The sequence below is a fragment of the Pseudomonas sp. R3-56 genome, from assembly GCF_051132075.1.
In the GTDB taxonomy this organism is placed as follows: Bacteria; Pseudomonadota; Gammaproteobacteria; order Pseudomonadales; family Pseudomonadaceae; genus Aquipseudomonas.
On the sequence record NZ_CP071657.1, the window covers coordinates 919,474 to 942,272 of the forward strand.

Below are 22,799 nucleotides of genomic sequence, written 5' to 3' on the forward strand. Positions count from 1 at the left end.
CTGTCAAACCGCTATCGCGAGCAAGCTCGCTCCCACATTGTTTCGTGGGTTATTTCGACTGTGCGTCACCAGTTTGGCGTCAATATTCACACTATGACCGCTCAGCGCATTCTGGTCTCGAAATCCCTTGCGGCCGGAACTTTTCTCCTATCCTCAGTTCAAGGATAACGAGAGCCATCATTGGATCGAAACAGCCTTCCCGGGCTGAATACCGGATCTACCGAGGGGCGCCGCCATGTCGCGCAACCTTTGTCTTACTCGCCACTGCCTGGGTCTGGTGACCCGTATCGAATGCGCCGTTCGTCCGCTCGCTGGCGACACCGGCATGTGGACTGTACTGTTCGCCGCCGGAATGGCCGGCGAGCAACCTACCGCGATCAAGGCCCAAGGGCCGTTCCCTGGCCCGACTGCCGCTGAAACCCTCCTCGACACCATCGTCCAGAACCTGACATTGCACGGTTATGAGCTGGCTGATGATCCGCAGATCTGGTCGCTGCACATGCAGGCACAGCTACGGGAAATCAACGGAGGCCGTTGTCGCAACGTCGGCGGCGTCGAATATCGCCCGCTGCATTGAGCCTTCAGCGCGGTAAAGTCTTGACACAAGCGTCGGGCCTCAGGAAGGGGGCGGCGTTTGTGGGGCGGGTCGTGGCTGATATACTCGCCGCGATTTTTCAGCCCAGGTGTGAGACTCAATGGAACGCTTTATCGAAAATGCAATGTATGCCTCCCGTTGGCTACTGGCGCCGATCTACTTCGGGTTGTCCCTGGGCTTGCTGGCCCTGGCACTGAAATTCTTCCAGGAAGTCTTTCATATCATTCCCAACGTATTTGCCATGGCCGAGTCCGAGCTGATCCTGGTGCTGTTGTCGCTGATCGACATGGCGCTGGTAGGTGGCTTGCTGGTGATGGTAATGATTTCCGGCTACGAGAACTTCGTCTCGCAACTGGACATCGACTCCGACAAGGAAAAGCTCAACTGGCTGGGCACCATGGATTCCTCGTCGCTGAAGATGAAAGTCGCGGCGTCGATCGTTGCCATTTCGTCCATCCACTTGCTGCGTATTTTCATGGACGCCAAGAACGTCGATCCCGAGCACCTGATGTGGTACGTGATCATCCACATGACCTTCGTGGTCTCGGCATTCGCCATGGGCTATCTGGACAAACTGACCAAGCATTGAGGTTCGTCACGGGCGGCGGCATCTGTGCTAGTCTGCTCGCCCTTTTGGTTCCGGGCGCTCCGGGAGGCGCTGTGTCACGCACGGCACGCTCCCGAGCCGTCCGCACAGCGGAGCAGCAGCATGTCCGAAGTTAACCTGTCCACCGACGAAACCCGCGTCAGCTACGGCATCGGCCGTCAGTTGGGCGACCAACTGCGCGACAACCCGCCGCCGGGCGTCAGCCTGGACGCGATCCTCGCCGGCCTGACCGACGCTTTCGCCGGCAAGCCGAGCCGCGTGGGCCAGGACGAGATGTCCGCAAGCTTCAAGGTGATCCGCGAAATCATGCAGGCCGAAGCTGCCGCCAAGGCTGAAGCCGCTGCTGGCGAAGGCCGTGCATTCCTGGCCGAAAACGCCAAGCGCGAAGGCATTACCACCCTGGCGTCCGGCCTGCAGTTTGAAGTGCTGACCCAGGGCGAAGGCGCCAAGCCGACTCGCGAAGACCAGGTGCGTACCCACTACCATGGCACCCTGATCGACGGCACTGTGTTCGACAGCTCCTACGATCGTGGCCAGCCAGCCGAATTCCCGGTAGGTGGCGTGATCCCGGGCTGGACCGAAGCGCTGCAACTGATGAACGCCGGCAGCAAATGGCGCCTGTACGTGCCGAGCGAACTGGCCTACGGCGCCCAGGGCGTTGGCAGCATTCCACCGCACAGCGTGCTGGTGTTCGACGTCGAGCTGTTGGACGTTCTGTAAGGCAACTGCCTTTTGTGGGAGCGAGCCTGCTCGCGAAGCGGTGTGTCATCGAACATTGATATCGACTGACCTACCGCCTTCGCGAGCAGGCTCGCTCCCACAGGGTTTGCTGCTTCATCCATGGAACCTGCCGCTGAAATCACCCGTCGGGCGCAACGCCCGGGCGTAGCAGAACAGAAACAGGTTACGCACCAGCTCCTTGAGCACCAGCGGCTCACTGGAATTGAGGCTGTTGAGGTCCAGGTCGCCTTGGTCCTGCAGCTCGTTCAAGGCTTCTTCTTCGAGCACCGCACAGACTTCGCCGGTTTCCCGATGCAGGATCCTGAGGTAGGGATGTGGGCGGTCCAGCCAGGCATCGATCAAATAAGTCATGGTTCTCATCTCCTTGATGGGGTTCGATGAGAATAATTCTTATTCGCTAAATAGCAAGTCTCTATTGGCGCAACGCTGGTTTTTCTGACGATGGGTTGGGATGGCTCAGGTCATCCGCAACTGGCGGGCCTGGCGAAACGGAGGGGGCGAAGCAGCATCCCGCGCGTGACGCGGGATGGGCGTGTGACAGGTTCAGACCTTCCGGACGAACTCGGATTTGAGCTTCATCGGGCCGATGCCGTCGATCTTGCAGTCGATGTCGTGGTCGCCATCGCACAGGCGGATATTCTTCACCTTGGTGCCGACCTTGACCACCAGCGAAGTGCCCTTGACCTTGAGGTCCTTGATCACGGTGATGGTATCGCCGTCCTGCAGGACGTTGCCGACCGAATCTTTTTTCACCGTATCGTCGGACGGCGCTTCAGCTTCGCCGCTGGCGGACCATTCGTGGGCACACTCCGGGCAGACCAGTTGAGTACCGTCTTCGTAGGTGTATTCGGAATTGCATTTCGGGCAGGGAGGCAACGTGCTCACTAAGGTTCCTTGGGTATCAGGAGGTCAAAAGGGCGCACATTGTATAGGGTTTTGTCGCAAGGAGGGTGATACGGGGCTTTTGTGGCGAGGGAGCTTGCTCCCGCTGGGTTGCGAAGCAGCCCCGATTGGATTGCTGCGATCATTCAGGCGGATCGCGTCAGCCGGTTTTACGACGGCTGCGCCGCCGAGCGGGAGCAAGCTCCCTCGCCACTAAAGCTCGCCGTTTTCATGCAATCAGTGCGTACGCGCCACCGCAAACTCGCTCAATTCCACCAGCGCGTCGCGGTATTCGCTGGCCGGCAGGGCGTCGAGGCACTTGATCGCACGGGCAACGTAATCCCGGGCCAGGGTTGCGGTGTAGTCCAGCGAGCCGGAGGCTTCAACCGCCGCACGAATGCTTTCCAGGTCTTCGATTCCGCCTTTCTGGATCGCCTGGCGGACCAGCGCGGCCTGTTCCGGCGTGCCTTCGCGCATGGTGTAGATCAGCGGCAGGGTTGGCTTGCCTTCGGCCAGGTCGTCACCGACGTTCTTGCCCAGGGTGTCGGCGTCGCCCTTGTAGTCCAGCAGGTCGTCTACCAGTTGGAACGCCACGCCCAAGTGATCGCCGAAGGTGCGCAGGGCTTCGCTCTGCTCGGCGGTGGCGCCGGCCAGGGCGGCGGCGCTGTGAGTCGAGGCTTCGAAGAGCATCGCGGTCTTGCCGCGGATGACTTCCATATAGGTTTCTTCAGTGGTGCTGGCGTCGCGGACCTTGGACAACTGCAACACTTCGCCTTCGGCGATGATGCGCGTGGCCTGGGACAGAATCTTCATCACCGGCATCGAGCCCAGTTCGACCATCATTTCGAACGAGCGCGAATACAGGAAGTCGCCCACCAGCACGCTTGGGGCATTGCCCCACATCGCGTTGGCGGTCGAGCGGCCACGGCGCATGCCGGACATGTCGACCACGTCGTCATGCAGCAGCGTCGCGGTGTGCAAAAATTCGATGGTGGCGGCCAGCAGGCGCATGTCGTCGCCTTCGCGACCCAGGGCCTTGCCGCACAAAAGCACCAATAGAGGACGCAGGCGCTTGCCCCCGGCCGAAGTGATGTAGTCGCCGATTTTCGATACCAGCGGCACTCGGGAAGTCAGCTGCTTCTTGATGATACCGTCGACGGCGCTAAAATCGTCCGCCACAGCGCGGTAGAAAGCTTGGGGTTGCATCAGCGACAGGCGCTCCAGAAGGGTTGCGCGGCATGCTAGGACCCACGTCCAGGCCTGTCAAGGCGCGATAGACGGCCACTTGCAAGGCTCTGCCGGCTTGCGTACAATCGCGCACCCTGAACTTCCTGGGCAGCACCTGCCTTACGCAATTGCATCCGGGCCTTCCAGCCTATGCAGCCATGCCAGCCAATACCTCTTCTTATAAAGCGCTGGGTGAGCAGGATTATCGGAGAAATACCATGTCGTACGCAGTAATTGTTACTGGTGGCAAGCAATACAAGGTCGCCCCAGGTGAATACCTGAAGATCGAAAAACTGGAAATCGCTACCGGCGAATCCGTGACTTTTGATCGCGTTCTGTTGGTCGCCAATGGCGACGACGTGAATATCGGCGCTCCAGTCGTTGCTGGCGCTACCGTTGTGGCTGAAGTGATCTCCCAAGGTCGTCACGATAAAGTCCGCATCATCAAGTTCCGTCGTCGTAAGCACCACATGAAGCGTATGGGCCACCGCCAGTGGTACACCGAGATCAAAATCACCGGTATTCAGGCTTAATTCCAGCCTAATTCCTCACTAGGAGAATTGAACTCATGGCACACAAAAAAGCTGGTGGTAGTACCCGTAACGGTCGCGACTCAGAAGCCAAACGCCTTGGCGTGAAGATGTATGGCGGCCAGGCTATCAAAGCGGGCAACATCATCGTGCGTCAGCGCGGCACCCAATTCCACGCTGGCTACGGCGTTGGTATGGGCAAGGATCACACCCTCTTCGCTAAAGTCGAAGGCGTGATCAAGTTCGAAGTAAAAGGCGCCTTCGGTCGTCGTTACGTAAGCGTTATCGCAGCTTAATTGCGAGACCGCTGGAAAAGCCCTGTCTTGCGACGGGGCTTTTTCGTTTGTGGGGTGAGTCTCTTGCAAAACTGTTTGTATGGGCTGTCGGCGCTGCGGTTGGGGCGTGTTTTCAGGTCGCTGCGCTCATTTTTGCAAGAGTCTTATGTCTTGTTTTTTTGGCTCGTCCGTACGGCGAGAGGCGTGTGTCATGAAGTTTGTTGATGAAGTATCGATTCGAGTAAAGGCTGGCGACGGCGGCAATGGTTGCATGAGTTTCCGTCGGGAAAAATTCATTGAAAACGGTGGTCCGAACGGTGGTGACGGGGGCGATGGCGGCTCGATCTACATGCTCGCCGATGAAAACCTCAACACCTTGGTGGATTACCGTTACACCCGGCATTTCGATGCCGAGCGTGGTTCCAACGGCGGCAGCACCGACTGCACCGGCAAGAAGGGCGAAGACCTGATCCTGCGTGTGCCGGTCGGTACCACAGTGATCGACTCCGCCACCCAGGAAGTCATCGGCGACCTGACCAAGGCTGGTCAGCGCCTGCTGGTGGCTCATGGCGGCTGGCACGGTCTGGGTAACACCCGCTTCAAATCCAGTACCAACCGCGCGCCGCGCCAGACTACGCCGGGCAAGCCAGGCGAGCAGCGTGACCTGAAGTTGGAAATGAAAGTACTGGCCGACGTGGGTCTGCTGGGCCTGCCGAACGCGGGTAAGAGTACGTTCATTCGCTCGGTGTCGGCGGCCAAGCCGAAAGTCGCCGATTACCCGTTCACCACCCTGGTGCCGAACCTGGGCGTGGTCAGTGTCGATCGCTGGAAAAGCTTCGTGATCGCCGACATTCCGGGGTTGATCGAAGGTGCCTCCGAAGGTGCTGGCCTGGGGATTCGTTTCCTCAAGCATTTGTCCCGCACCCGTCTGTTGCTGCACCTCGTCGACATGGCGCCGCTGGATGAAACCGATGCCGCCGATGCCGCCGAGGTTATCGTCAACGAGCTGACCAAATTCAGCCCGGCCCTGGCCGAGCGCGACCGTTGGCTGGTGCTGAACAAGTGCGACCAGATCCTCGAAGAAGAGCACGAAGAGCGGGTCAAGGAAATCGTCGATCGCCTGGAGTGGGAAGGTCCGGTCTACGTGATCTCGGCCATTGCCAAAGAAGGCACCGAGCGCCTTTGCCACGACATCATGCGTTACCTGGAAGATCGTGCTGATCGCCTGGCCAATGATCCGGTCTACAAGGAAGAACTGGCCGAGCTCGACCAGCGCATCGAAGACGAGGCACGCGCCCAGTTGCAGGCGCTGGACGACCAGCGTGCCCTGCGCCGCAGCGGCGTCAAGTCGGTCCATGACATCGGTGATGACGATTGGGACGAAGAGGATGTGGATGACGAAGACGGTCCGGAAATCATCTACGTTCGCGACTGATCTGGTGCTGATGCAGGCCGCTTGAGATCAGAACCTGTGGGAGCGAGCCTGCTCGCGAAGGCGGTGTGTCAGTTTGCATTCATGCTGCTGACCCTATGCCATCGCGAGCAGGCTCGCTCCCACAAGGTTTCTCGGGTAGCTGGCATGGGGAGCAGGTTCAAGTGTTTCGGCGCGGTGTTATCATCGCAGTCGGCCGGTTTTCAAGGCGCCGCTCATTCGAGCGGCGTTTTGGTATCTGAAAAACGCAAATACGAATAATCCCATGAGTGGCGCTGGGTCGCGCTGTTCGCTGGCAAAGGTTGAAGAAAATGCGGAGCAAGGTGACGGGTGCGCAACGCTGGGTCGTGAAGATCGGCAGCGCACTGCTGACGGCGGATGGCAAGGGCCTGGATCGCCAGGCGATGGCGGTGTGGGTCGAGCAGATGGTGGCCCTGCATGAGGCGGGCGTCGAGCTGGTACTGGTCTCCTCGGGTGCTGTGGCGGCCGGCATGAGCCGTTTGGGCTGGACCTCGCGACCCAGCGCGATGCACGAACTCCAGGCCGCTGCCGCCATTGGCCAGATGGGCCTGGTGCAGGCGTGGGAGTCGAGCTTTGCCGAGCATGATCGCCACACGGCGCAGATTCTGCTGACCCACGACGACCTGTCCGACCGCAAGCGTTACCTCAATGCCCGTAGCACGCTGCGAGCGTTGGTGGAGCTGAAAGTCATCCCGGTGATCAACGAGAACGACACGGTGGTCACCGACGAGATCCGTTTCGGCGACAACGACACGCTCGCGGCGCTGGTAGCCAACCTCGTGGAAGCCGACCTGCTGGTGATTCTCACGGATCGCGACGGCATGTTCGACGCCGATCCGCGCAATAACCCTGATGCCAAGCTGATCTACGAAGCCCGAGCCGACGATCCCGCGCTGGATGCGGTGGCGGGTGGCACTGGCGGAGCCCTGGGGCGCGGCGGCATGCAGACCAAGCTGCGCGCGGCGCGTCTGGCGGCCCGTTCCGGTGCTCATACCATCATCGTCGGTGGTCGTTTGGAACGGGTGTTGGATCGCCTCAAGGCCGGGGAGCGCATCGGTACGCTGCTGTCGCCTGAGCGCGGCATGCTGGCGGCGCGCAAACAATGGCTGGCCGGGCATCTGCAAACCCGGGGCACGCTGGTGCTGGACGCCGGGGCCGTGTCGGCGTTGTCTCAAGGTAACAAAAGCCTGCTGCCGGTAGGCGTGAAGCTGGTCCAGGGCAGCTTCCGCCGCGGCGAAATGGTCGTTTGCGTAGCGCCGGATGGTCGAGAGATTGCCCGGGGCCTGGCCAACTACAGCGCGCTGGAAGCACAGAAAATCATCGGCCAATCGTCTGATGCGATTGTTGGCCTGCTGGGTTACATGGCTGAGCCTGAGCTGGTTCACCGTGACAACCTGATCCTCGTCTAAGGAAAAATCATGGGTTTGGCAAAAGGATTGATCGGCTTGCTGGTGGCGCTACCGCTGCTGGCCTCTGCCGAGGAAATCGGTCAGGTGTCCACTGTGTTCAAATTTGTCGGGCCAAACGACCGGATCGTGGTCGAGGCGTTCGATGATCCCAGGGTCGATGGCGTGACCTGCTATCTGTCGCGGGCCAAGACCGGCGGCGTAAAAGGTGGCCTGGGGCTGGCCGAAGATCGCGCCGAGGCGTCCATCGCCTGCCGCCAGGTCGGGCCGATCAGCTTCAAGGGCGAGCTCAAGGATGGCGAGGAGGTCTTCCGGGAGCGCACCTCGCTGGTGTTCAAGACCATGCAGGTGGTGCGTTTTCTCGACAAGAAGCGCAATACGCTGGTGTACCTGGTCTACAGCGACCGTGTGATCGAGGGTAGCCCGCAGAATGCGGTGACGGCGATTCCGATCCTGCCTTGGGCGAACTAATGTATAAGTCTGAGACGCTGATCGTTAAGGGATATTCTTTAATTTATCGCTGAGTATAGGTAACTAATAAAATGCTCCTCGAGTCAGGGAAGTGAACATGTTATGAGCCGATTGAGCTTCCTTGATGTATTGACCTTCGTCGGAGTTAAGGGGGGTGGTTAGGAGGTCTACTATTTCCAGAATATTGTTTAAATCGTTTCTTTGGTACTTAATGAAAACAGAGACGCCATAATCGTCGGCACAGAGACTATAGCAAATATTCGCGAACTCAGGCGGAATCGCTGGTAAGTCGTGGATCATACGGCTAATAGCGATAGCGCAAACACGCGCTTGGCAAGCTGCCGCAAACGCCGATTTGGGAAGCATCTCGGCATAAGCACAATCGCCGATTATGTGGACCTCCGGTATGAAGAGTGATTCCATCGATTGAGTATTTACCGGGCACCAACCTGTGGCGTCGGTTAATGCATTCATTTGAGCGAAGATTGCTGCTTGTTGTGGCGGAATAATATTTATAGCTCCGCCTTTAAAGCTATGAATAGGCGTGGACAACTCCATCGTTTCCCTTTGCAGTGCTTTGACGGCCCCTCCATCTTTTTCACTCACCCATTCGATAAGCGATCCACCCGTGCCATAGCCATAAAATTTACTCCAAGCTAGCTCGAACTGGGGCTGTTTTGGAAATTTATTATTGGAATCGAGGATAATAACGCGGCACGCTGGCTTGTTTTTCTTAAAATATTCGGCGATCAAGCTGGCTCTTTCGTAGGGGCCAGGAGGGCATTTGTAATCTCCTGGCGGTACGGAGATTAAAAAATTTTCTCCATCTGGTATTCCAAGTAATTTGTTTCTCAGATGGCTATGCTGTATGCCGCCTGCCCATGCGTGAGGGATTATTTCTAAGCTGTTTTCATCATAGCCAACGATGGTGTCCAACTTGAATCCAACACCGCAAGCGACTATGCATCGATCATAGTGTATTAAAATATTTTTTTGAGTATTAATGGTTTTTGTTGTGGTGTTTATTGTTAGTGCTCGGTCACATATTATATTTACATTTTGTTTTGCTAGGTAATCGTAAGAGAATTCCAGCGAGCTGAGAGGACGCTTGCCTACCAGATATTCTGCGCTTAATGGGCAAGAAAAGTAATGCCTATTCGGTTCGATCAGTGTGACGCTGATTAGAGGGTGTAGTTTTCTTATCGTTTTAATGAAGGTGGCGCCTGCGAAGCCGCCGCCAATAACTACAATTTTGAAGTTTTTTATTTCTTTAGCGTGTGCTTGGTTTTTTATTAATGCCGAGCTTAAGATTAAGCCCTTAATAAAGTCTCTTCGTTTAAACATTGCTGAGGCCTGTAGTAGTTATTATTGCTGCCGCTTCGAGTGTCGACAGGTGCTTAGGGTGGAAGATGAATGGTTGTTAGTGAGCTATAGTGTGCTGATAGTTTTTCAATGGTGGTTGAGTCATAGGATCGCATGATACGATTCATTATTGTGCTGGGGGCGGCTTGCTCTTTGAAGCTGGAAAGCTTATGGAAAATATATTCTTTAGGTAGCCCGTCTAGGCTTGGGAATGTTTTTTTAGAGGTATCTGTTTGGCTTTGGTGGCAATTTAGACAGATATTCGTAAGCATAATGTCTTCGGTTTGGCTGGCCTGCGTGTACGCTGGAAGAAGCATGATGGTTAATAATAGCTGAGGAGTTTTTTTTATATTTTTGTATGTCATGGAGTGATTGATCTGGGTAGTTCGGATATGACTTCTCCGAAATGGATTTTTGAATTTTTTAGGAAGTCTGGATTTATTTGCTCGCCTCCGTAAAGACTTGAATGTGAATTTATATAACTCAAAAGCTTTTCTCGCGAGGAGAAAGTTGCGATTGCTTTTTTGTAATTCTCGCTGCTCTTGTATATTATAAGATGGATTAGTGGTTCGCCGGCTTCAGTAGGGGCGATATTTATACTCATGTTTCCATCAGGGTTTGGATATTTATCTGTGTATTGTTTCATGTGCTCCGATTGTTGCTTTACAAAGATATCAAGAAATTCTCTTTCTCTTCCTGCCGGGGGATAAAATATTATCGTCAACGACTTTGGTGTGATAAGTTTTATTGTTTCGTTGTCATCAGGTTCGGATGCGCAGACTCCATACGTAGGCATCATTAGTATCAGGTAGGTGAACAGCTTTTTAAGTTTTATCATATCGATCTCTGTAGATTGAGTAGAAAATTTTTTAGATTTTGAAGTTGTAGGCGCGAATCATGCTGGCTTGTTTTTCAAGGGTGCTATCGTCTTCCCGTTTACCGTCATGGGAAGAGATATATCCTTCATACCTCGTAAAGAAAGTTGCAATATTGGAATTGATTTTCTTGAATTTGCTACTATTACCCGTTTGGTGCATGGGGAAGAGTTTTGCATGCAAATGGTCGACTCCGTAGCCCTCCAGTATCATTCCGGTTCTCGCTACATCGGGAAGAGAATTGTCTAGCAGCACTGCTGTTTGCTTTGCCGCTATGATCAGGTCTGAGAGAGTATTGTCAGATTGGTCAAATGCGTAACTTGAATGGTGTTCTTTTGTTATTACGACCGAGGCGCCGGGAGTGTTCGGGTATATTGAAAGGAATGCGAGATGTTTTTCATCTTCCCAAATAATGTGAGCTGTTTGTTTTCGCTTGGAAATATCACAGAATATGCATTTCATTGTTATGGCCAAATAAAGGTGGAAAAGGATATTGGAAAGCTTCGGGTGTTCCACTGAGTGTAGTTGCTTTTGATGTTTGGGCTGTCTTTTAATATTGTGTTGGTGATGGTGTTGTGAGCCAGTATTGAAGCTAGGATGAAATTGTTTGGTCCATAACTCGGCGCTATTGATTCGGGTAACCGCCTCCATTGATTAGCATCAGGTGAGATTTCATATTCACTATCGTAATCTGAGGCTGAAAAGAAATTTACGCGGCATGAGCTATGTAAATACCCTGCACTCATGACAGTTGTTTTCGCGGCTCTGGAAAGCTCGCCGCATCGGGTAGCTAAATCAATAGGAGAATCAGCGGTTATAATTACCGTGTTAAAGTTGTTATTGATGACAAGCTCTAGGATTTTTTCATATTCAAGTTGTTGGTTAATGCAAGATATTTCTGTGGCCTCGAATCGTTCTGTTATGGCATTCTTTAGAGTTTCTGTTTTCTTCTTGCCTACGTCTTGCAGTCGCCAAAATAACTGTCTGTTCAAGTTGCTTTTTTCAATAATGTCGTCGTCAGCCAGAGTGAATTTTTTAATTCCCGCTCCGGCCAGTAATAAAGCGGTACTGCTACCTATGCCACCGCACCCAATGATGAGAATGTGTGCTGCTTTCAATGCGTGCATGATAGTAATAATCTCACGACAACTAGAGGAAAATGTAGTGAGGTAAGATGTGGTTCTACTAGTTTCGGGGGCGTTAAAAAGCTCAGCTAACTCTGCTGTTTCTTTGGAGTTACCTTCAATTAGGCTTCCGGCTTGTTTCAAGCCTTCAATCAGTGCCTCTATGCTTTGTTCATTTGTTTTTATACTTTTGCGAGGTCCGCTTATATGTGTTGAATTGTCTTTAATGTGGTAAAAAGTTGATGGTGATATAATGCCTATCACGGTGCCTGAGCTATCGTGAATGGTTAATTTCTCATATTGATTGATTTCTTTCATTTAGATGGCCTTTGTCAGGGTTAACGGCGACCATAAGGTCGCCGTTTTCGCATCAATTACACGAAGCGTTCAATTTTGTTTGTTTTGGTTGACTGAGTGAGTGATCTTCTAATGTGGATACTAAAAGTTTAGTATTTTCATTGATAATGCTGAGCGGACGGCTAGTTTTTGTTGGCTCTGTGAGGTTTTTATTTATAGAGGGAGCAAGCTCTGCACCGGCCTGAGCAAGTCCGCTTGTGCCTAAAAGTATGGCAGTGATACTTATTATTTTTTTCATTTTTAACTCCTGAGTTCAGCGGTTGGTGACGTTGACCGCCTATCGATCATGTTCCGGGTGTTTTGATGGGGCAAGTGTGGGGGTGTAACTGAATGTTGGGTTCTAGTTGCCGGGTAGGGGGTGGGGCGGGGATGAGTGGAGCACTTGTTCTGTAGGGATTTTCTTAGGAGATTATTCCGCTTGAATTAAGTCTTTGATTTTTCATATATGTGAAAGTTGGGCTTTGATTTTTTTTTGAAAGTTTTGGTTTGTTTTATGTTTGCTTTGTCAGATGCGTCAGTAGGTCTTTTGTTCGGCGCTTGTTCTCGTTGGACGTATTGAGTCAAGTTTTGTAACAAATAAGAAGAGCTGGAGGCGTGACGGCTGATCTCGTTAGGAGATGATTCGTATCGGCACTGGGCATGTCTGTTGAGTTTGCATTCATCGATTTGAGCCAGGTCGGGCCGATCAGCTTCAAGGGCGAGCTCAAGGATGGCGAGGAGGTCTTCCGGGAGCGCACCTCGCTGGTGTTCAAGACCATGCAGGTGGTGCGTTTTCTCGACAAGAAGCGCAATACGCTGGTTTACCTGGTTTACCTGGTCTACAGCGACCGTGTGATCGAAGGTAGCCCGTAGAATGCGGTGACGGCGATTCCGATCCTGCCGTGGGCCAAGGCTCAATAACCACGCAAAAACCACTGTGGGAGATTCTATGGTGCAGGACTAGCCCCTAAATGCCTTTTGGTAAGTATTCGCTCTGGTTCTTCAACAGAGCGAATACCACTCGGGCAAGCTTGCGGGCCAGCGCTACCAATGCCTCGGTTGTGCTGAGCCCTCGGGACCTCAAACCCTCGTAAAATCCCTTCCACGCCGCTGTGCGACTCGCCGACATCGCGGCGTTGTGCATCAATCGGCGTGCCTCCGGATCACCTCGCTTAGACAGGCAGCGGCGTCCCTTCTTTTTTCCCGAGTCCGATATGCGCAGGTCCAGACCCAGAAAAGCGATGAAGGCATCGGCATTTCTGAAATCTCCACGTTGAAACGACGTGAGCAAACGGGCACCGCTTAACAGACCGATGCCTTCGACTTTCATGCAGCGCTTGAGCTGACTGCCCAAACCGGCTGCATCCAACTGCGTCTGGATTGTTTTCTCAAGCAAAATTTCGAGTCTTTGCATGGCCTTTATCTGGTTCTCAAAGGCCGTTTTGAGCAACGGTTCGTTCGACCAGCTTTGCTTGAGGCTGACACGCGCCTGAACCAAGGCTGCGCGTCGCCGGAAAAGGCTTATAAGCCTGCAATACAGGGGCGATGGCGGGGACCAAGGGTGCAACTGGTGGCCTTCGTTGTTCAAGTAGCGAGCCAACAACCGAGCATCCAGCGCATCGGTTTTAGCGCGCACTTTCACCCCTTTGCGGTAATGACTGAGTTCGTAACCGCCGATCATATAAATCACACAGCCATGCGCATAAGCCAGATCGGCGAAGTCCTGGTGATAGATATTCGTGGCTTCGATGGCGACATCCACTGGCGCAGGTAATGCCTTGAGCCACTTCTTGATATCAGCTTTGGTGTTGGGGATCGTTTCGAGTCGATCGGATTGGGCGTGATAAATCACCAACTCATCTTTGGCGACATCCACACCTACGATCGGCTGGGCGGTGGCGACGGGCATTGCCATTGAAAATCCTCCGGGCTAAGGTTTGAACACTTGAAGGGTTCACCCAGAGGCGCAGGCTTGTTCCTATCGTCGGTCTAGGCCAGATGCATTCTTTATCGGCGCTTGGGTGAAAGGAGGAGGGGCGAAATCTCCCACGGTCTGTACTGCGGCTAACAGTCAGAATCGAGCCTAGTCCCTCCTCCTCCCTTCAAGTCCTACCATACAAGCGAGCTTGCTCGCGAATGCAGTCTGCCAGTGACATTGATGCTGTCTGGCACACCGTATTCGCGAGCAGGCTCGCTCCCACAGTTCTGAATGAGTGGTGCACCTGATTAAATCGCAGGCAATAAAAAACCGACCCTGGGGTCGGTTTTTTAACGAGCGCGTCGCTTAGGCAGCAGCGGCAACGTTCAAGGCCTTTACGTGGCCATTCAGGCGGCTCTTATGGCGAGCAGCCTTGTTCTTGTGGATGATGCCTTTATCGGCCATGCGGTCGATAACTGGCACAGCCAGAACGTAAGCAGCTTGTGCTTTTTCAGCGTCTTTTGCGTCGATGGCCTTGACTACGTTTTTGATGTAGGTACGGACCATGGAACGCAGGCTGGCGTTGTGGCTGCGACGCTTCTCAGCCTGTTTTGCACGTTTTTTGGCGGAAGGTGAGTTGGCCACCGTCGAGCTCCTCGAAAGACTTTTTAGGAAATAGCAAACAAAATAGGCCGCGAATCATGCCGATGAGTTGACGTGTTGTCAAGGGCGGGTGACACGTTCCGCTGAATGGCAGGTGCGGCGCACCGAATGATTTCTTTCCGGCGTGCGACCTGTAAACTCGCGGGCTTTGGCGCTGTGCTGTTTAGCGGCGCGAAGTATCGCACAAGTGGGCGCGTTGTTCGCCTGCTGTTTATCGACAGGCACAAACTCTTTTCATGAATCTGCTCAAATCGTTGGCTGCCGTCAGCTCTATCACGATGCTTTCCCGGGTTCTGGGATTCGTTCGCGATACGCTGATCGCGCGGATATTCGGTGCCGGAATGGCCACCGACGCCTTCTTCATCGCCTTCAAGCTGCCAAACCTGCTGCGGCGGATCTTCGCCGAAGGGGCCTTTTCCCAGGCCTTCGTGCCGATCCTGGCTGAATACAAAAGCCAGAAGGGCGACGAGGCGACCCGCACTTTCATCGCTTATGTGACCGGCTTGCTCACGCTGGTGCTGGCGCTGGTCACCGCGGCCGGCATGCTCGCCGCGCCTTGGGTGATCTGGGCCACCGCGCCAGGTTTCACCGACACGCCGGAAAAATTCCAGCTCACCTCCGACCTGTTGCGGGTGACCTTTCCTTATATATTGCTGATTTCCCTGTCATCGCTGGCCGGGGCGATCCTCAATACCTGGAACCGTTTCTCGGTGCCGGCCTTCGTGCCGACGCTGCTCAATGTCAGCATGATCGTCTTCGCACTGTTCCTGACGCCGTACTTCGATCCGCCGGTGATGGCCCTGGGTTGGGCGGTGCTGGTCGGCGGCCTGGCGCAATTGCTCTATCAACTGCCCCACCTGAAAAAGATCGGCATGCTGGTACTGCCGCGCCTGAACTTGCGCGACAGTGGCGTGTGGCGCGTCATGAAGCAAATGCTGCCGGCCATTCTCGGGGTGTCGGTGAGTCAGATTTCGCTGATCATCAACACTATTTTCGCCTCGTTCCTGGTGGCCGGCTCGGTCTCGTGGATGTACTACGCCGACCGCTTGATGGAGCTGCCCTCCGGCGTACTGGGCGTGGCGCTGGGCACGATTCTGCTGCCTACCCTGGCCAAGACCTACGCCAGCCAGGACCGTCATGAATACTCGCGCATCCTCGACTGGGGCCTGCGCCTGTGCTTCGTGCTGGTCCTGCCTTGTGCACTGGCGCTGGGGATCCTTGCCGAGCCGCTGACGGTTTCGCTGTTCCAGTATGGCCAGTTCAATGCGTTTGATGCCTTGATGACCCAGCGCGCGCTGATCGCCTATTCGGTGGGCTTGCTTGGAATCATTGTGATCAAGGTCCTGGCGCCGGGTTTCTACGCCCAGCAGAACATTCGCACGCCAGTGAAGATCGCGATTTTTACCCTGGTGATGACCCAGCTGTTCAACCTGCTGCTCATCGGACCTCTGGCCCATGCCGGCCTGGCCCTGGCGATCAGCGCCGGTGCCTGCCTCAACGCCGGGCTGCTGTTCTACCAGCTGCGCAAACAGAAGATGTATCAGCCGCAGCCCGGCTGGGCCAGGTTCGGCCTCAAGCTGCTGGTCGCCGTGGCGGTGATGTCGGCGGTGTTGCTGGCGGGGATGCATTTCATGCCGGCCTGGGGCGAAGGGCAGATGCTCGAGCGTTTCCTGCGCCTGGGCGTGCTGGTCGTGGCCGGCGTGGTGGCTTATTTCGGCATGTTGCTGCTAATGGGATTCCGTCTGCGCGACTTCAATCGCAAGGCCTTGAGCTGAACGGTTGCCTTCGATAATCCCGGGCCGGACGGCGGTTTTGTCGGTTCGATCACTTTGGGTTACGGTGTTGCCTGTCACCGACCGCCGGGTGTGGTTATAATCGGCCACTTTATGAGCAAGAAGCGCGTTATGCAGCTGGTTCGAGGCCTCCACAACCTGCGTCCCCGGCATCGGGGCTGTGTCGCCACTATTGGCAACTTCGACGGTGTTCACCGTGGCCACCAGGCTATCCTGGCGCGGCTGCGCGAGCGTGCGCTGGAGTTGGGCCTGCCCAGCTGCGTGGTGATCTTCGAGCCGCAGCCCCGGGAGTTCTTCGCTCCGGACACCGCTCCGGCGCGTCTGGCCCGGTTGCGTGACAAACTGCAACTGCTGGCCGCCGAAGGCGTCGATCGGGTCCTCTGCCTGGCCTTCAACCAGCGCCTGAGCCAGCTCAGCGCCGCCGAGTTCGTCGATACCATCCTGGTGGACGGTCTCGACGTAAAGCATCTGGAAGTCGGCGACGACTTCCGTTTTGGCTGCGACCGGGCAGGGGATTTCGATTACCTGCAACAGGCCGGCATCGCCCAGGGATTCACCGTCGAAGCGGCACAGACCGTCGAAATGGACGGTCTGCGCGTCAGCAGCACCCAGGTCCGCAATGCCCTGGCGGCGGCGGATTTCGAATTGGCCGAGCGCTTGCTCGGCCGGCCGTACCGGATTGCCGGGCGGATCCTGCACGGGCAGAAACTGGCGCGCCAATTGGGCACACCGACGGCCAACGTGCAACTCAAGCGCCGTCGTGTGCCGTTGACCGGGGTGTTCCTGGTGAGTGTCGACATTGACGGCAAGACCTGGCCCGGCGTCGCCAATATCGGCGTACGTCCCACGGTGCAGGGGGATGGCAAGGCCCATCTCGAAGTACACATTCTGGATTTTGCCGGCGATCTGTATGACCGGCGTTTGACGGTGGTTTTCCACCAGAAGCTGCGTGAAGAGCAGCGTTTTGCCTCTCTGGAGGCGCTCAAGACGGCGATCCATGCAGATATCGCCGCCGCCCGTGCCCTTGTCGCAACCAGCGCCAATCGCTAATGAAGAGCCTTAAATGACCGACTATAAAGCCACGCTAAACCTTCCGGACACCGCCTTCCCAATGAAGGCCGGCCTGCCTCAGCGCGAACCACAGATTCTGCAGCGTTGGGACAGCATTGGCCTGTACGGAAAGTTGCGCGAAATTGGCAAGGATCGTCCGAAGTTCGTCCTGCACGACGGCCCTCCGTACGCCAACGGCACCATCCACATCGGTCACGCGCTGAACAAGATTCTCAAGGACATGATCATCCGCTCCAAGACCTTGTCGGGTTTTGACGCGCCGTATGTCCCGGGCTGGGACTGCCACGGCCTGCCGATCGAGCACAAGGTCGAAGTGACCCACGGCAAGAACCTGGGCGCCGACAAGACCCGCGAGCTGTGCCGTGCCTACGCCACCGAGCAGATCGAAGGGCAGAAGTCCGAATTCATCCGTCTCGGCGTGCTGGGCGACTTCGCCAATCCGTACAAGACCATGAACTTTGCGAACGAAGCCGGTGAAATCCGCGCCCTGGCGAAAATCGTCGAGGGCGGCTTCGTGTTCAAGGGCCTGAAACCGGTCAACTGGTGCTTCGACTGTGGTTCGGCCCTGGCCGAGGCGGAAGTCGAGTACGAGAACAAGAAGTCCTCGACCATCGATGTCGCGTTCCCGATCGCCGATGAAGACAAGCTTGCCGCCGCTTTCGGCCTGGGCAAGCTGGCCAAGCCGGCCGCCATCGTGATCTGGACCACCACCCCGTGGACCATCCCGGCCAACCAGGCGCTGAACGTCCATCCGGAATTCAACTACGCCCTGGTCGACGTCGGCGACAGGCTGCTGGTGCTGGCCGAAGAGCTGGTCGAATCCTGCCTGGCCCGCTACAGCCTGGAAGGTTCGGTGATTGCCACCGCGCCAGGTTCGGCGTTGGAGCTGATCAACTTCCGTCATCCGTTCTATGACCGCCTGTCGCCAGTGTATCTGGCCGACTACGTGGAGCTGGGCGCCGGCACTGGCGTGGTTCACTCCGCGCCGGCCTATGGCGTCGACGACTTCGTGACCTGCAAGAAATACGGCATGGTCAACGATGACATCCTCAATCCGGTGCAGAGCAATGGCGTCTACGTACCGTCGCTGGAATTCTTTGGCGGCCAGTTCATCTGGAAAGCCAACCCGGCCATCGTCGACAAGCTGACCGAAGTCGGCGCGCTGCTGCACACCACTGTCATCGAACACAGCTACATGCACTGCTGGCGCCACAAGACCCCGCTGATCTACCGCGCGACCGCGCAGTGGTTCATCGGCATGGACAAGCAGCCAACCAGCGGCGACACCCTGCGCCAGCGTTCGCTCAAGGCCATCGAAGAGACCCAATTCGTTCCGGCCTGGGGGCAGGCGCGCCTGCACTCGATGATCGCCAACCGTCCGGACTGGTGCATCTCCCGCCAGCGCAACTGGGGCGTGCCGATCCCGTTCTTCCTGAACAAGGAAAGCGGCGAGCTGCACCCGCGCACTGTCGAGCTGATGGAAGAAGTGGCCAAGCGCGTTGAAGCCGAAGGCATCGAAGCCTGGTTCAAGCTCGATGCCGCCGAGCTGCTCGGCGACGAAGCGCCGCTGTACGACAAGATCAGCGATACCCTGGACGTCTGGTTCGATTCCGGCACCACTCATTGGCACGTGCTGCGCGGCTCGCATCCGATGGGCCACGAGAACGGCCCGCGCGCCGACCTGTACCTGGAAGGTTCGGACCAGCACCGTGGCTGGTTCCACTCGTCCTTGCTGACCGGTTGCGCCATCGACAACCACGCGCCTTACCGCGAGCTGCTGACCCACGGTTTCACCGTCGACGAGGCCGGCCGCAAGATGTCCAAGTCCCTGGGCAACGTGATCGCGCCGCAGAAAGTCAACGACACCCTCGGCGCCGACATCATGCGCCTGTGGGTCGCCTCCACCGACTATTCCGGCGAGATGGCCGTCTCCGAGCAGATCTTGCAGCGCAGCGCGGACGCCTACCGGCGGATCCGCAACACCGCGCGCTTCCTGCTTTCGAACCTGACCGGTTTCAATCCGGCCACCGACCTGCTGCCGGCCGAAGACATGCTTGCGCTGGACCGCTGGGCCGTGGACCGCACCCTGTTGCTGCAACGCGAATTGCAGGAACACTACGGTGAATACCGTTTCTGGAACGTCTACTCGAAGATCCATAACTTCTGCGTGCAGGAGCTTGGCGGTTTCTACCTCGACATCATCAAGGACCGCCAGTACACCACCGGCTCCAACAGCAAGGCGCGCCTTTCGTGCCAGACCGCGCTGTTCCACATCAGTGAGGCGCTGGTGCGCTGGATCGCGCCGATCCTGGCGTTCACCGCCGATGAGCTGTGGGAATACCTGCCGGGCGAGCGCAACGAATCGGTGATGCTCAACACCTGGTACGAAGGCCTGACCGAACTGCCGCAAGGCTTTGAGCTGGACCGTGCGTATTGGGACCGGATCATGGCGGTCAAGGCGGCAGTCAACAAGGAAATGGAAATCCAGCGGGCGGCCAAGGCTGTCGGCGGCAACCTGCAGGCTGAAGTGACCCTTTACGCCGAAGAGGCGCTGGGTGCCGATCTGGCCAAGCTGGGCAACGAGCTGCGCTTCGTGCTGATCACCTCGACCGCCAGCGTCGCGCCGCTGGTGCAGGCGCCGGCCGATGCGGTGGTCACCGAGGTAAGCGGCCTGAAGCTCAAGGTGGTCAAGTCGAGCTTCGTCAAGTGCGCTCGTTGCTGGCACTGCCGCGAAGACGTCGGTGTGAACCCGGAGCATCCGGAAATCTGTGGTCGTTGCGTCGACAACATCAGCGGTACGGGTGAGGTTCGCCACTATGCCTGATTTGGCGCCCAACGCAGCGGGCCGTTTCGGACGGCTGGGCTGGCTCTGGTTGAGTGTGCTGGTCCTGGTGATCGACCAGGCCAGCAAGTACTACTTCGAGAGTTCGTTGACCATGTACCAGCAGATCGTGGTCATCCCCGACTACTTCAGCTGGACGCTGGCCTACAACACCGGCGCGGCATTCAGCTTCCTGGCCGACAGTTCGGGCTGGCAGCGTTGGCTGTTCGCCCTGATTGCCGTCGTGGTCAGCGCCGTGCTGGTGGTCTGGCTCAAGCGCCTGGGGCGTGACGAGACCTGGCTGGCCGTGGCGCTGGCGCTGGTCCTGGGTGGCGCGCTGGGCAACCTGTACGACCGGATTGCCTTGGGCCATGTGATCGATTTCATCCTGGTGCATTGGCAGAATCGCTGGTACTTCCCGGCGTTCAACATTGCCGACAGTGCCATTAGCGTGGGCGCCGTGATGCTCGCCCTGGATATGTTCAAGAGCAAGAAAACCGGAGAAGCCGTCCATGACTGAGCAGCGTATCGCTCAAAACACCGAAGTGAAGCTTCACTTCGCCCTGCACCTGGAAAACGGCGACACCGTCGACAGCACGTTCGACAAGGCGCCGGCCGTGTTCAAGGTCGGCGACGGCAACCTGCTGCCAGGCTTCGAGGCGGCGATCTTCGGTTTCAAGGCCGGCGACAAGCGCACCGTGGTGGTTCCTCCGGAAAATGCCTTTGGTCAGCCCAACCCGCAAAACGTGCAGACCATGCCACGCTCGCAGTTCCAGGACATGGAGCTGTCCGAGGGCCTGCTGGTGATCTTCAACGACGCGGCCAACGCCGAGCTGCCGGGTGTGGTGAAAGCTTTTGACGATGCCGAGGTGACCGTGGACTTCAACCACCCACTGGCGGGCAAGACCTTGAGCTTCGAGGTGGAAATCCTTGAAGTGAAGGCGGTTTAACGTTTAACAGCAATTACCGCACCCACAATACCTGTGGGAGCGAGCCTGCTCGCGAAGGCTGCGTCACAGTCGCCACCGAGTTGACTGAACCACCGCATCGCGAGCAGGCTCGCTCCCACAGACACGAGGCACAGCATGCAAATCAAACTCGCCAACCCCCGTGGCTTCTGCGCTGGCGTGGACCGGGCGATCGAAATCGTCAACCGCGCCCTGGAAGTCTTCGGGCCGCCGATCTACGTGCGCCATGAAGTGGTCCACAACAAGTTCGTCGTCGAGGACCTGCGCAGCCGTGGCGCCATCTTCGTCGAAGAACTGGACCAGGTGCCGGACGACGTCATCGTGATCTTCAGCGCCCACGGCGTTTCCCAGGCGGTGCGTACCGAAGCGGCTGGCCGTGGCCTGAAAGTGTTCGATGCCACATGCCCGTTGGTTACCAAGGTCCACATCGAAGTGGCGCGCTACAGCCGTGACGGTCGCGAATGCATCCTGATCGGCCATGAAGGCCACCCGGAAGTTGAAGGCACCATGGGCCAGTACGACGCCAGCAATGGCGGCGCGATCTACCTGGTCGAAGACGAAGAGGACGTCGCGGCCTTGCAGGTTCGCAACCCGGAAAAGCTGGCTTTTGTTACCCAGACCACCTTGTCCATGGACGATACCAGCCGGGTGATCGACGCCCTGCGCTCGCGCTTCCCGGCCATCGGCGGGCCGCGCAAGGATGACATCTGCTACGCGACCCAGAATCGTCAGGACGCGGTCAAGCAACTGGCCAACGAGTGCGATGTGGTCCTGGTGGTCGGCAGCCCGAACAGCTCCAACTCCAACCGCTTGCGCGAGCTGGCCGAACGCATGTCCACCCCGGCCTACCTGATCGACGGTGCCGAGGACATGCAGCGCAGCTGGTTCGACGGTGTCGAGCGGATCGGCATCACTGCCGGTGCCTCAGCGCCGGAAGTCCTCGTACGCGGGGTGATCGAGCAATTGCAGGCCTGGGGCGCAACGGGCGCTGACGAGCTGGCGGGTCGCGAGGAAAACATTACGTTCTCGATGCCGAAAGAGCTGCGGGTCCGCTCCCTGCTTTGAGTCCTTTTTCACAGAGGGCCTGCTCGGCTTTGACACTTTCCAGGCGGACGCGGCCGGAGGGCGCCAGGATCACCTGGTGATGGCTGACCGGCCCGCGTCTGGCGCAGACATGCAGCGTGCCTGCCTGGAACGCGCCGTCGGGGTGCAGGGCTTCTCCCTGGCCGCCGAACCTCACCCGGCGTTTCACTGGGGAGTTGCCAACCACTCGAGCATGACCGCTGCGCTCCCTCAGCAAGGTTTGCTCCTTGTTGTCCAGCGTGATCCGCCAGCCCTTGCCCCAATCATTGTCGATTCCCTGGATCAAGATGCGGCGGTTGCGCGTGATGGCTTCGCTGCGGGCAAAACGCAACCCGCTGATCAGCAACCGGGCGGTATCCTCGCGTTCGATGGACTCGATCAGCTCTTTGTAGCTTGCACCGGCCCACGGCAGAACAATTGCGGCAATCGCCAGTCCCATGAGCAGTTCGATCAGGCTGAAGCCCTGTTGATGCATGACGTCTCCTCCCTGGAGAGCGTGAAGCGGATTTAAGGCTGATGAATCGTTGTGGCACTTCGCATACGGCGACGGTTTGTTCTAGCGTGTAGAAGCAGGTATAGCCGACGGCAACGGAGGGCA

The 22,799-nt window shown here is 56.9% G+C and carries 25 protein-coding genes and 1 pseudogene; 15 read left to right on the forward strand and 11 right to left on the reverse strand.

Annotated elements, in window-relative coordinates:
- Positions 1-235 precede the first annotated feature (235 nt).
- The 3 genes from J3P96_RS04245 (at position 236) to J3P96_RS04255 (ending at position 1,922) form a co-directional block, all read left to right on the forward strand.
- Entirely contained in the window at positions 236-577 is a 342-nt protein-coding gene (locus J3P96_RS04245) for a hypothetical protein (RefSeq protein WP_305498700.1), read from the forward strand.
- 118 nt (positions 578-695) lie between these two features.
- Positions 696-1,184, forward strand: a complete 489-nt coding sequence (locus J3P96_RS04250; RefSeq protein ID WP_047230159.1) for a TIGR00645 family protein — start codon at positions 696-698, stop codon at positions 1,182-1,184.
- Between the two features lie 120 nt (positions 1,185-1,304).
- Positions 1,305-1,922 (forward strand): FKBP-type peptidyl-prolyl cis-trans isomerase, encoded by a 618-nt coding sequence (locus tag J3P96_RS04255; RefSeq protein ID WP_003205746.1) that lies wholly within the window; start codon positions 1,305-1,307, stop codon positions 1,920-1,922.
- A gap of 114 nt (positions 1,923-2,036) precedes the next feature.
- On the opposite strand, the gene J3P96_RS04260 is transcribed toward J3P96_RS04255, so the two are convergent.
- The 3 genes from J3P96_RS04260 to J3P96_RS04270 form a co-directional block, all read right to left on the reverse strand.
- A complete protein-coding gene (locus J3P96_RS04260; RefSeq protein WP_003205743.1) occupies positions 2,037-2,294 on the reverse strand; it encodes a PA4570 family protein in 258 nt (85 codons plus the stop codon).
- Positions 2,295-2,486: 192 nt separating this feature from the next.
- Positions 2,487-2,828, reverse strand: coding sequence for a zinc ribbon domain-containing protein YjdM (locus J3P96_RS04265; RefSeq protein WP_030140290.1), 342 nt, complete (start codon positions 2,826-2,828; stop codon positions 2,487-2,489).
- A gap of 234 nt (positions 2,829-3,062) precedes the next feature.
- On the reverse strand, positions 3,063-4,031 hold the full coding sequence (locus J3P96_RS04270) for a polyprenyl synthetase family protein (RefSeq protein WP_305498703.1): 969 nt from the start codon (positions 4,029-4,031) through the stop codon (positions 3,063-3,065).
- Positions 4,032-4,270: 239 nt separating this feature from the next.
- Between J3P96_RS04270 and rplU the strand changes: the two genes are divergently transcribed.
- The 5 genes from rplU to J3P96_RS04295 all read left to right on the forward strand — a co-directional run bounded on the left by rplU (position 4,271) and on the right by J3P96_RS04295 (position 8,187).
- Positions 4,271-4,585 carry a 50S ribosomal protein L21 gene (gene rplU / locus J3P96_RS04275; protein ID WP_003176051.1) on the forward strand — a complete coding sequence of 105 codons (315 nt, stop codon included), beginning with the start codon at positions 4,271-4,273 and terminating at the stop codon, positions 4,583-4,585.
- A 35-nt stretch (positions 4,586-4,620) separates the two neighbouring features.
- Positions 4,621-4,878 (forward strand): 50S ribosomal protein L27, encoded by a 258-nt coding sequence (rpmA, locus tag J3P96_RS04280; RefSeq protein WP_003205738.1) that lies wholly within the window; start codon positions 4,621-4,623, stop codon positions 4,876-4,878.
- Between the two features lie 190 nt (positions 4,879-5,068).
- Entirely contained in the window at positions 5,069-6,292 is a 1,224-nt protein-coding gene (gene cgtA, locus J3P96_RS04285) for an Obg family GTPase CgtA (RefSeq protein WP_434655552.1), read from the forward strand.
- 308 nt (positions 6,293-6,600) lie between these two features.
- On the forward strand, positions 6,601-7,719 hold the full coding sequence (gene proB / locus J3P96_RS04290) for a glutamate 5-kinase (protein WP_305498706.1): 1,119 nt from the start codon (positions 6,601-6,603) through the stop codon (positions 7,717-7,719).
- Positions 7,720-7,728: 9 nt separating this feature from the next.
- Entirely contained in the window at positions 7,729-8,187 is a 459-nt protein-coding gene (locus tag J3P96_RS04295; RefSeq protein WP_434655555.1) for a CreA family protein, read from the forward strand.
- Positions 8,188-8,250: 63 nt separating this feature from the next.
- Here J3P96_RS04295 and J3P96_RS04300 read toward each other — a convergent pair whose 3' ends face one another.
- The 5 genes from J3P96_RS04300 to J3P96_RS04320 form a co-directional block, all read right to left on the reverse strand.
- Positions 8,251-9,531, reverse strand: coding sequence for an FAD-dependent oxidoreductase (locus tag J3P96_RS04300; RefSeq protein WP_434655557.1), 1,281 nt, complete (start codon positions 9,529-9,531; stop codon positions 8,251-8,253).
- 379 nt (positions 9,532-9,910) lie between these two features.
- On the reverse strand, positions 9,911-10,387 hold the full coding sequence (locus J3P96_RS04305; RefSeq protein WP_434655559.1) for a hypothetical protein: 477 nt from the start codon (positions 10,385-10,387) through the stop codon (positions 9,911-9,913).
- A 31-nt stretch (positions 10,388-10,418) separates the two neighbouring features.
- Positions 10,419-10,886, reverse strand: coding sequence for an HIT family protein (locus J3P96_RS04310; protein ID WP_434655561.1), 468 nt, complete (start codon positions 10,884-10,886; stop codon positions 10,419-10,421).
- 2 nt (positions 10,887-10,888) lie between these two features.
- The gene (locus tag J3P96_RS04315) at positions 10,889-11,866 is read right to left on the reverse strand and encodes a ThiF family adenylyltransferase (RefSeq protein WP_434655564.1); all 978 of its coding nucleotides are present in this window, start codon (positions 11,864-11,866) and stop codon (positions 10,889-10,891) included.
- Between the two features lie 52 nt (positions 11,867-11,918).
- Positions 11,919-12,143, reverse strand: coding sequence for a hypothetical protein (locus J3P96_RS04320; RefSeq protein WP_434655567.1), 225 nt, complete (start codon positions 12,141-12,143; stop codon positions 11,919-11,921).
- 416 nt (positions 12,144-12,559) lie between these two features.
- Here J3P96_RS04320 and J3P96_RS04325 point away from each other — a divergent pair.
- Positions 12,560-12,757: pseudogene (locus tag J3P96_RS04325) on the forward strand (CreA family protein); the annotation flags it as partial.
- Positions 12,758-12,851: 94 nt separating this feature from the next.
- Here the strand turns inward: J3P96_RS04325 and J3P96_RS04330 are convergent.
- Both J3P96_RS04330 and rpsT read right to left on the reverse strand, forming a co-directional pair.
- Complete coding sequence (locus J3P96_RS04330) at positions 12,852-13,799, reverse strand: IS110 family transposase (protein ID WP_434623735.1); 948 nt, start codon at positions 13,797-13,799, stop codon at positions 12,852-12,854.
- 369 nt (positions 13,800-14,168) lie between these two features.
- Entirely contained in the window at positions 14,169-14,447 is a 279-nt protein-coding gene (gene rpsT, locus J3P96_RS04335; protein ID WP_020798646.1) for a 30S ribosomal protein S20, read from the reverse strand.
- Positions 14,448-14,701: 254 nt separating this feature from the next.
- On the opposite strand from rpsT, the gene murJ reads away from it, so the two are divergent.
- The 6 genes from murJ (at position 14,702) to ispH (ending at position 22,183) form a co-directional block, all read left to right on the forward strand.
- Positions 14,702-16,240 (forward strand): murein biosynthesis integral membrane protein MurJ, encoded by a 1,539-nt coding sequence (gene murJ / locus J3P96_RS04340; RefSeq protein WP_434601880.1) that lies wholly within the window; start codon positions 14,702-14,704, stop codon positions 16,238-16,240.
- Positions 16,241-16,369: 129 nt separating this feature from the next.
- Positions 16,370-17,308, forward strand: a complete 939-nt coding sequence (ribF, locus tag J3P96_RS04345) for a bifunctional riboflavin kinase/FAD synthetase (RefSeq protein ID WP_039593898.1) — start codon at positions 16,370-16,372, stop codon at positions 17,306-17,308.
- Between the two features lie 13 nt (positions 17,309-17,321).
- Entirely contained in the window at positions 17,322-20,153 is a 2,832-nt protein-coding gene (gene ileS, locus J3P96_RS04350; RefSeq protein WP_434655576.1) for an isoleucine--tRNA ligase, read from the forward strand.
- Positions 20,146-20,670 carry a signal peptidase II gene (lspA, locus tag J3P96_RS04355; RefSeq protein ID WP_434601878.1) on the forward strand — a complete coding sequence of 175 codons (525 nt, stop codon included), beginning with the start codon at positions 20,146-20,148 and terminating at the stop codon, positions 20,668-20,670. The genes ileS and lspA overlap by 8 nt, the downstream gene beginning before the upstream one ends.
- The gene (gene fkpB / locus J3P96_RS04360; protein WP_434571725.1) at positions 20,663-21,100 is read left to right on the forward strand and encodes an FKBP-type peptidyl-prolyl cis-trans isomerase; all 438 of its coding nucleotides are present in this window, start codon (positions 20,663-20,665) and stop codon (positions 21,098-21,100) included. The genes lspA and fkpB overlap by 8 nt, the downstream gene beginning before the upstream one ends.
- Positions 21,101-21,235: 135 nt before the next feature.
- A complete protein-coding gene (gene ispH / locus J3P96_RS04365; RefSeq protein ID WP_420767641.1) occupies positions 21,236-22,183 on the forward strand; it encodes a 4-hydroxy-3-methylbut-2-enyl diphosphate reductase in 948 nt (315 codons plus the stop codon).
- On the opposite strand, the gene J3P96_RS04370 is transcribed toward ispH, so the two are convergent.
- The gene (locus J3P96_RS04370; protein WP_434601876.1) at positions 22,137-22,676 is read right to left on the reverse strand and encodes a GspH/FimT family pseudopilin; all 540 of its coding nucleotides are present in this window, start codon (positions 22,674-22,676) and stop codon (positions 22,137-22,139) included. The genes ispH and J3P96_RS04370 overlap by 47 nt on opposite strands.
- Positions 22,677-22,799 lie beyond the last annotated feature (123 nt).

Bases quoted from the DNA above. Each gene is read 5' to 3' on its own strand.
- J3P96_RS04245 (WP_305498700.1), top strand. From the start codon at position 236: ATGTCGCGCAACCTTTGTCTTACTCGCCACTGCCTGGGTCTGGTGACC.
- J3P96_RS04250 (WP_047230159.1), top strand. From the start codon at position 696: ATGGAACGCTTTATCGAAAATGCAATGTATGCCTCCCGTTGGCTACTG.
- J3P96_RS04255 (WP_003205746.1), top strand. From the start codon at position 1,305: ATGTCCGAAGTTAACCTGTCCACCGACGAAACCCGCGTCAGCTACGGC.
- J3P96_RS04260 (WP_003205743.1), bottom strand. From the start codon at position 2,294: ATGACTTATTTGATCGATGCCTGGCTGGACCGCCCACATCCCTACCTC.
- J3P96_RS04270 (WP_305498703.1), bottom strand. From the start codon at position 4,031: ATGCAACCCCAAGCTTTCTACCGCGCTGTGGCGGACGATTTTAGCGCC.
- rplU (WP_003176051.1), top strand. From the start codon at position 4,271: ATGTCGTACGCAGTAATTGTTACTGGTGGCAAGCAATACAAGGTCGCC.
- rpmA (WP_003205738.1), top strand. From the start codon at position 4,621: ATGGCACACAAAAAAGCTGGTGGTAGTACCCGTAACGGTCGCGACTCA.
- cgtA (WP_434655552.1), top strand. From the start codon at position 5,069: ATGAAGTTTGTTGATGAAGTATCGATTCGAGTAAAGGCTGGCGACGGC.
- proB (WP_305498706.1), top strand. From the start codon at position 6,601: ATGCGGAGCAAGGTGACGGGTGCGCAACGCTGGGTCGTGAAGATCGGC.
- J3P96_RS04295 (WP_434655555.1), top strand. From the start codon at position 7,729: ATGGGTTTGGCAAAAGGATTGATCGGCTTGCTGGTGGCGCTACCGCTG.
- J3P96_RS04300 (WP_434655557.1), bottom strand. From the start codon at position 9,531: ATGTTTAAACGAAGAGACTTTATTAAGGGCTTAATCTTAAGCTCGGCA.
- J3P96_RS04305 (WP_434655559.1), bottom strand. From the start codon at position 10,387: ATGATAAAACTTAAAAAGCTGTTCACCTACCTGATACTAATGATGCCT.
- J3P96_RS04310 (WP_434655561.1), bottom strand. From the start codon at position 10,886: ATGAAATGCATATTCTGTGATATTTCCAAGCGAAAACAAACAGCTCAC.
- J3P96_RS04315 (WP_434655564.1), bottom strand. From the start codon at position 11,866: ATGAAAGAAATCAATCAATATGAGAAATTAACCATTCACGATAGCTCA.
- J3P96_RS04320 (WP_434655567.1), bottom strand. From the start codon at position 12,143: ATGAAAAAAATAATAAGTATCACTGCCATACTTTTAGGCACAAGCGGA.
- J3P96_RS04330 (WP_434623735.1), bottom strand. From the start codon at position 13,799: ATGGCAATGCCCGTCGCCACCGCCCAGCCGATCGTAGGTGTGGATGTC.
- murJ (WP_434601880.1), top strand. From the start codon at position 14,702: ATGAATCTGCTCAAATCGTTGGCTGCCGTCAGCTCTATCACGATGCTT.
- ribF (WP_039593898.1), top strand. From the start codon at position 16,370: ATGCAGCTGGTTCGAGGCCTCCACAACCTGCGTCCCCGGCATCGGGGC.
- ileS (WP_434655576.1), top strand. From the start codon at position 17,322: ATGACCGACTATAAAGCCACGCTAAACCTTCCGGACACCGCCTTCCCA.
- lspA (WP_434601878.1), top strand. From the start codon at position 20,146: ATGCCTGATTTGGCGCCCAACGCAGCGGGCCGTTTCGGACGGCTGGGC.
- fkpB (WP_434571725.1), top strand. From the start codon at position 20,663: ATGACTGAGCAGCGTATCGCTCAAAACACCGAAGTGAAGCTTCACTTC.
- ispH (WP_420767641.1), top strand. From the start codon at position 21,236: ATGCAAATCAAACTCGCCAACCCCCGTGGCTTCTGCGCTGGCGTGGAC.
- J3P96_RS04370 (WP_434601876.1), bottom strand. From the start codon at position 22,676: ATGCATCAACAGGGCTTCAGCCTGATCGAACTGCTCATGGGACTGGCG.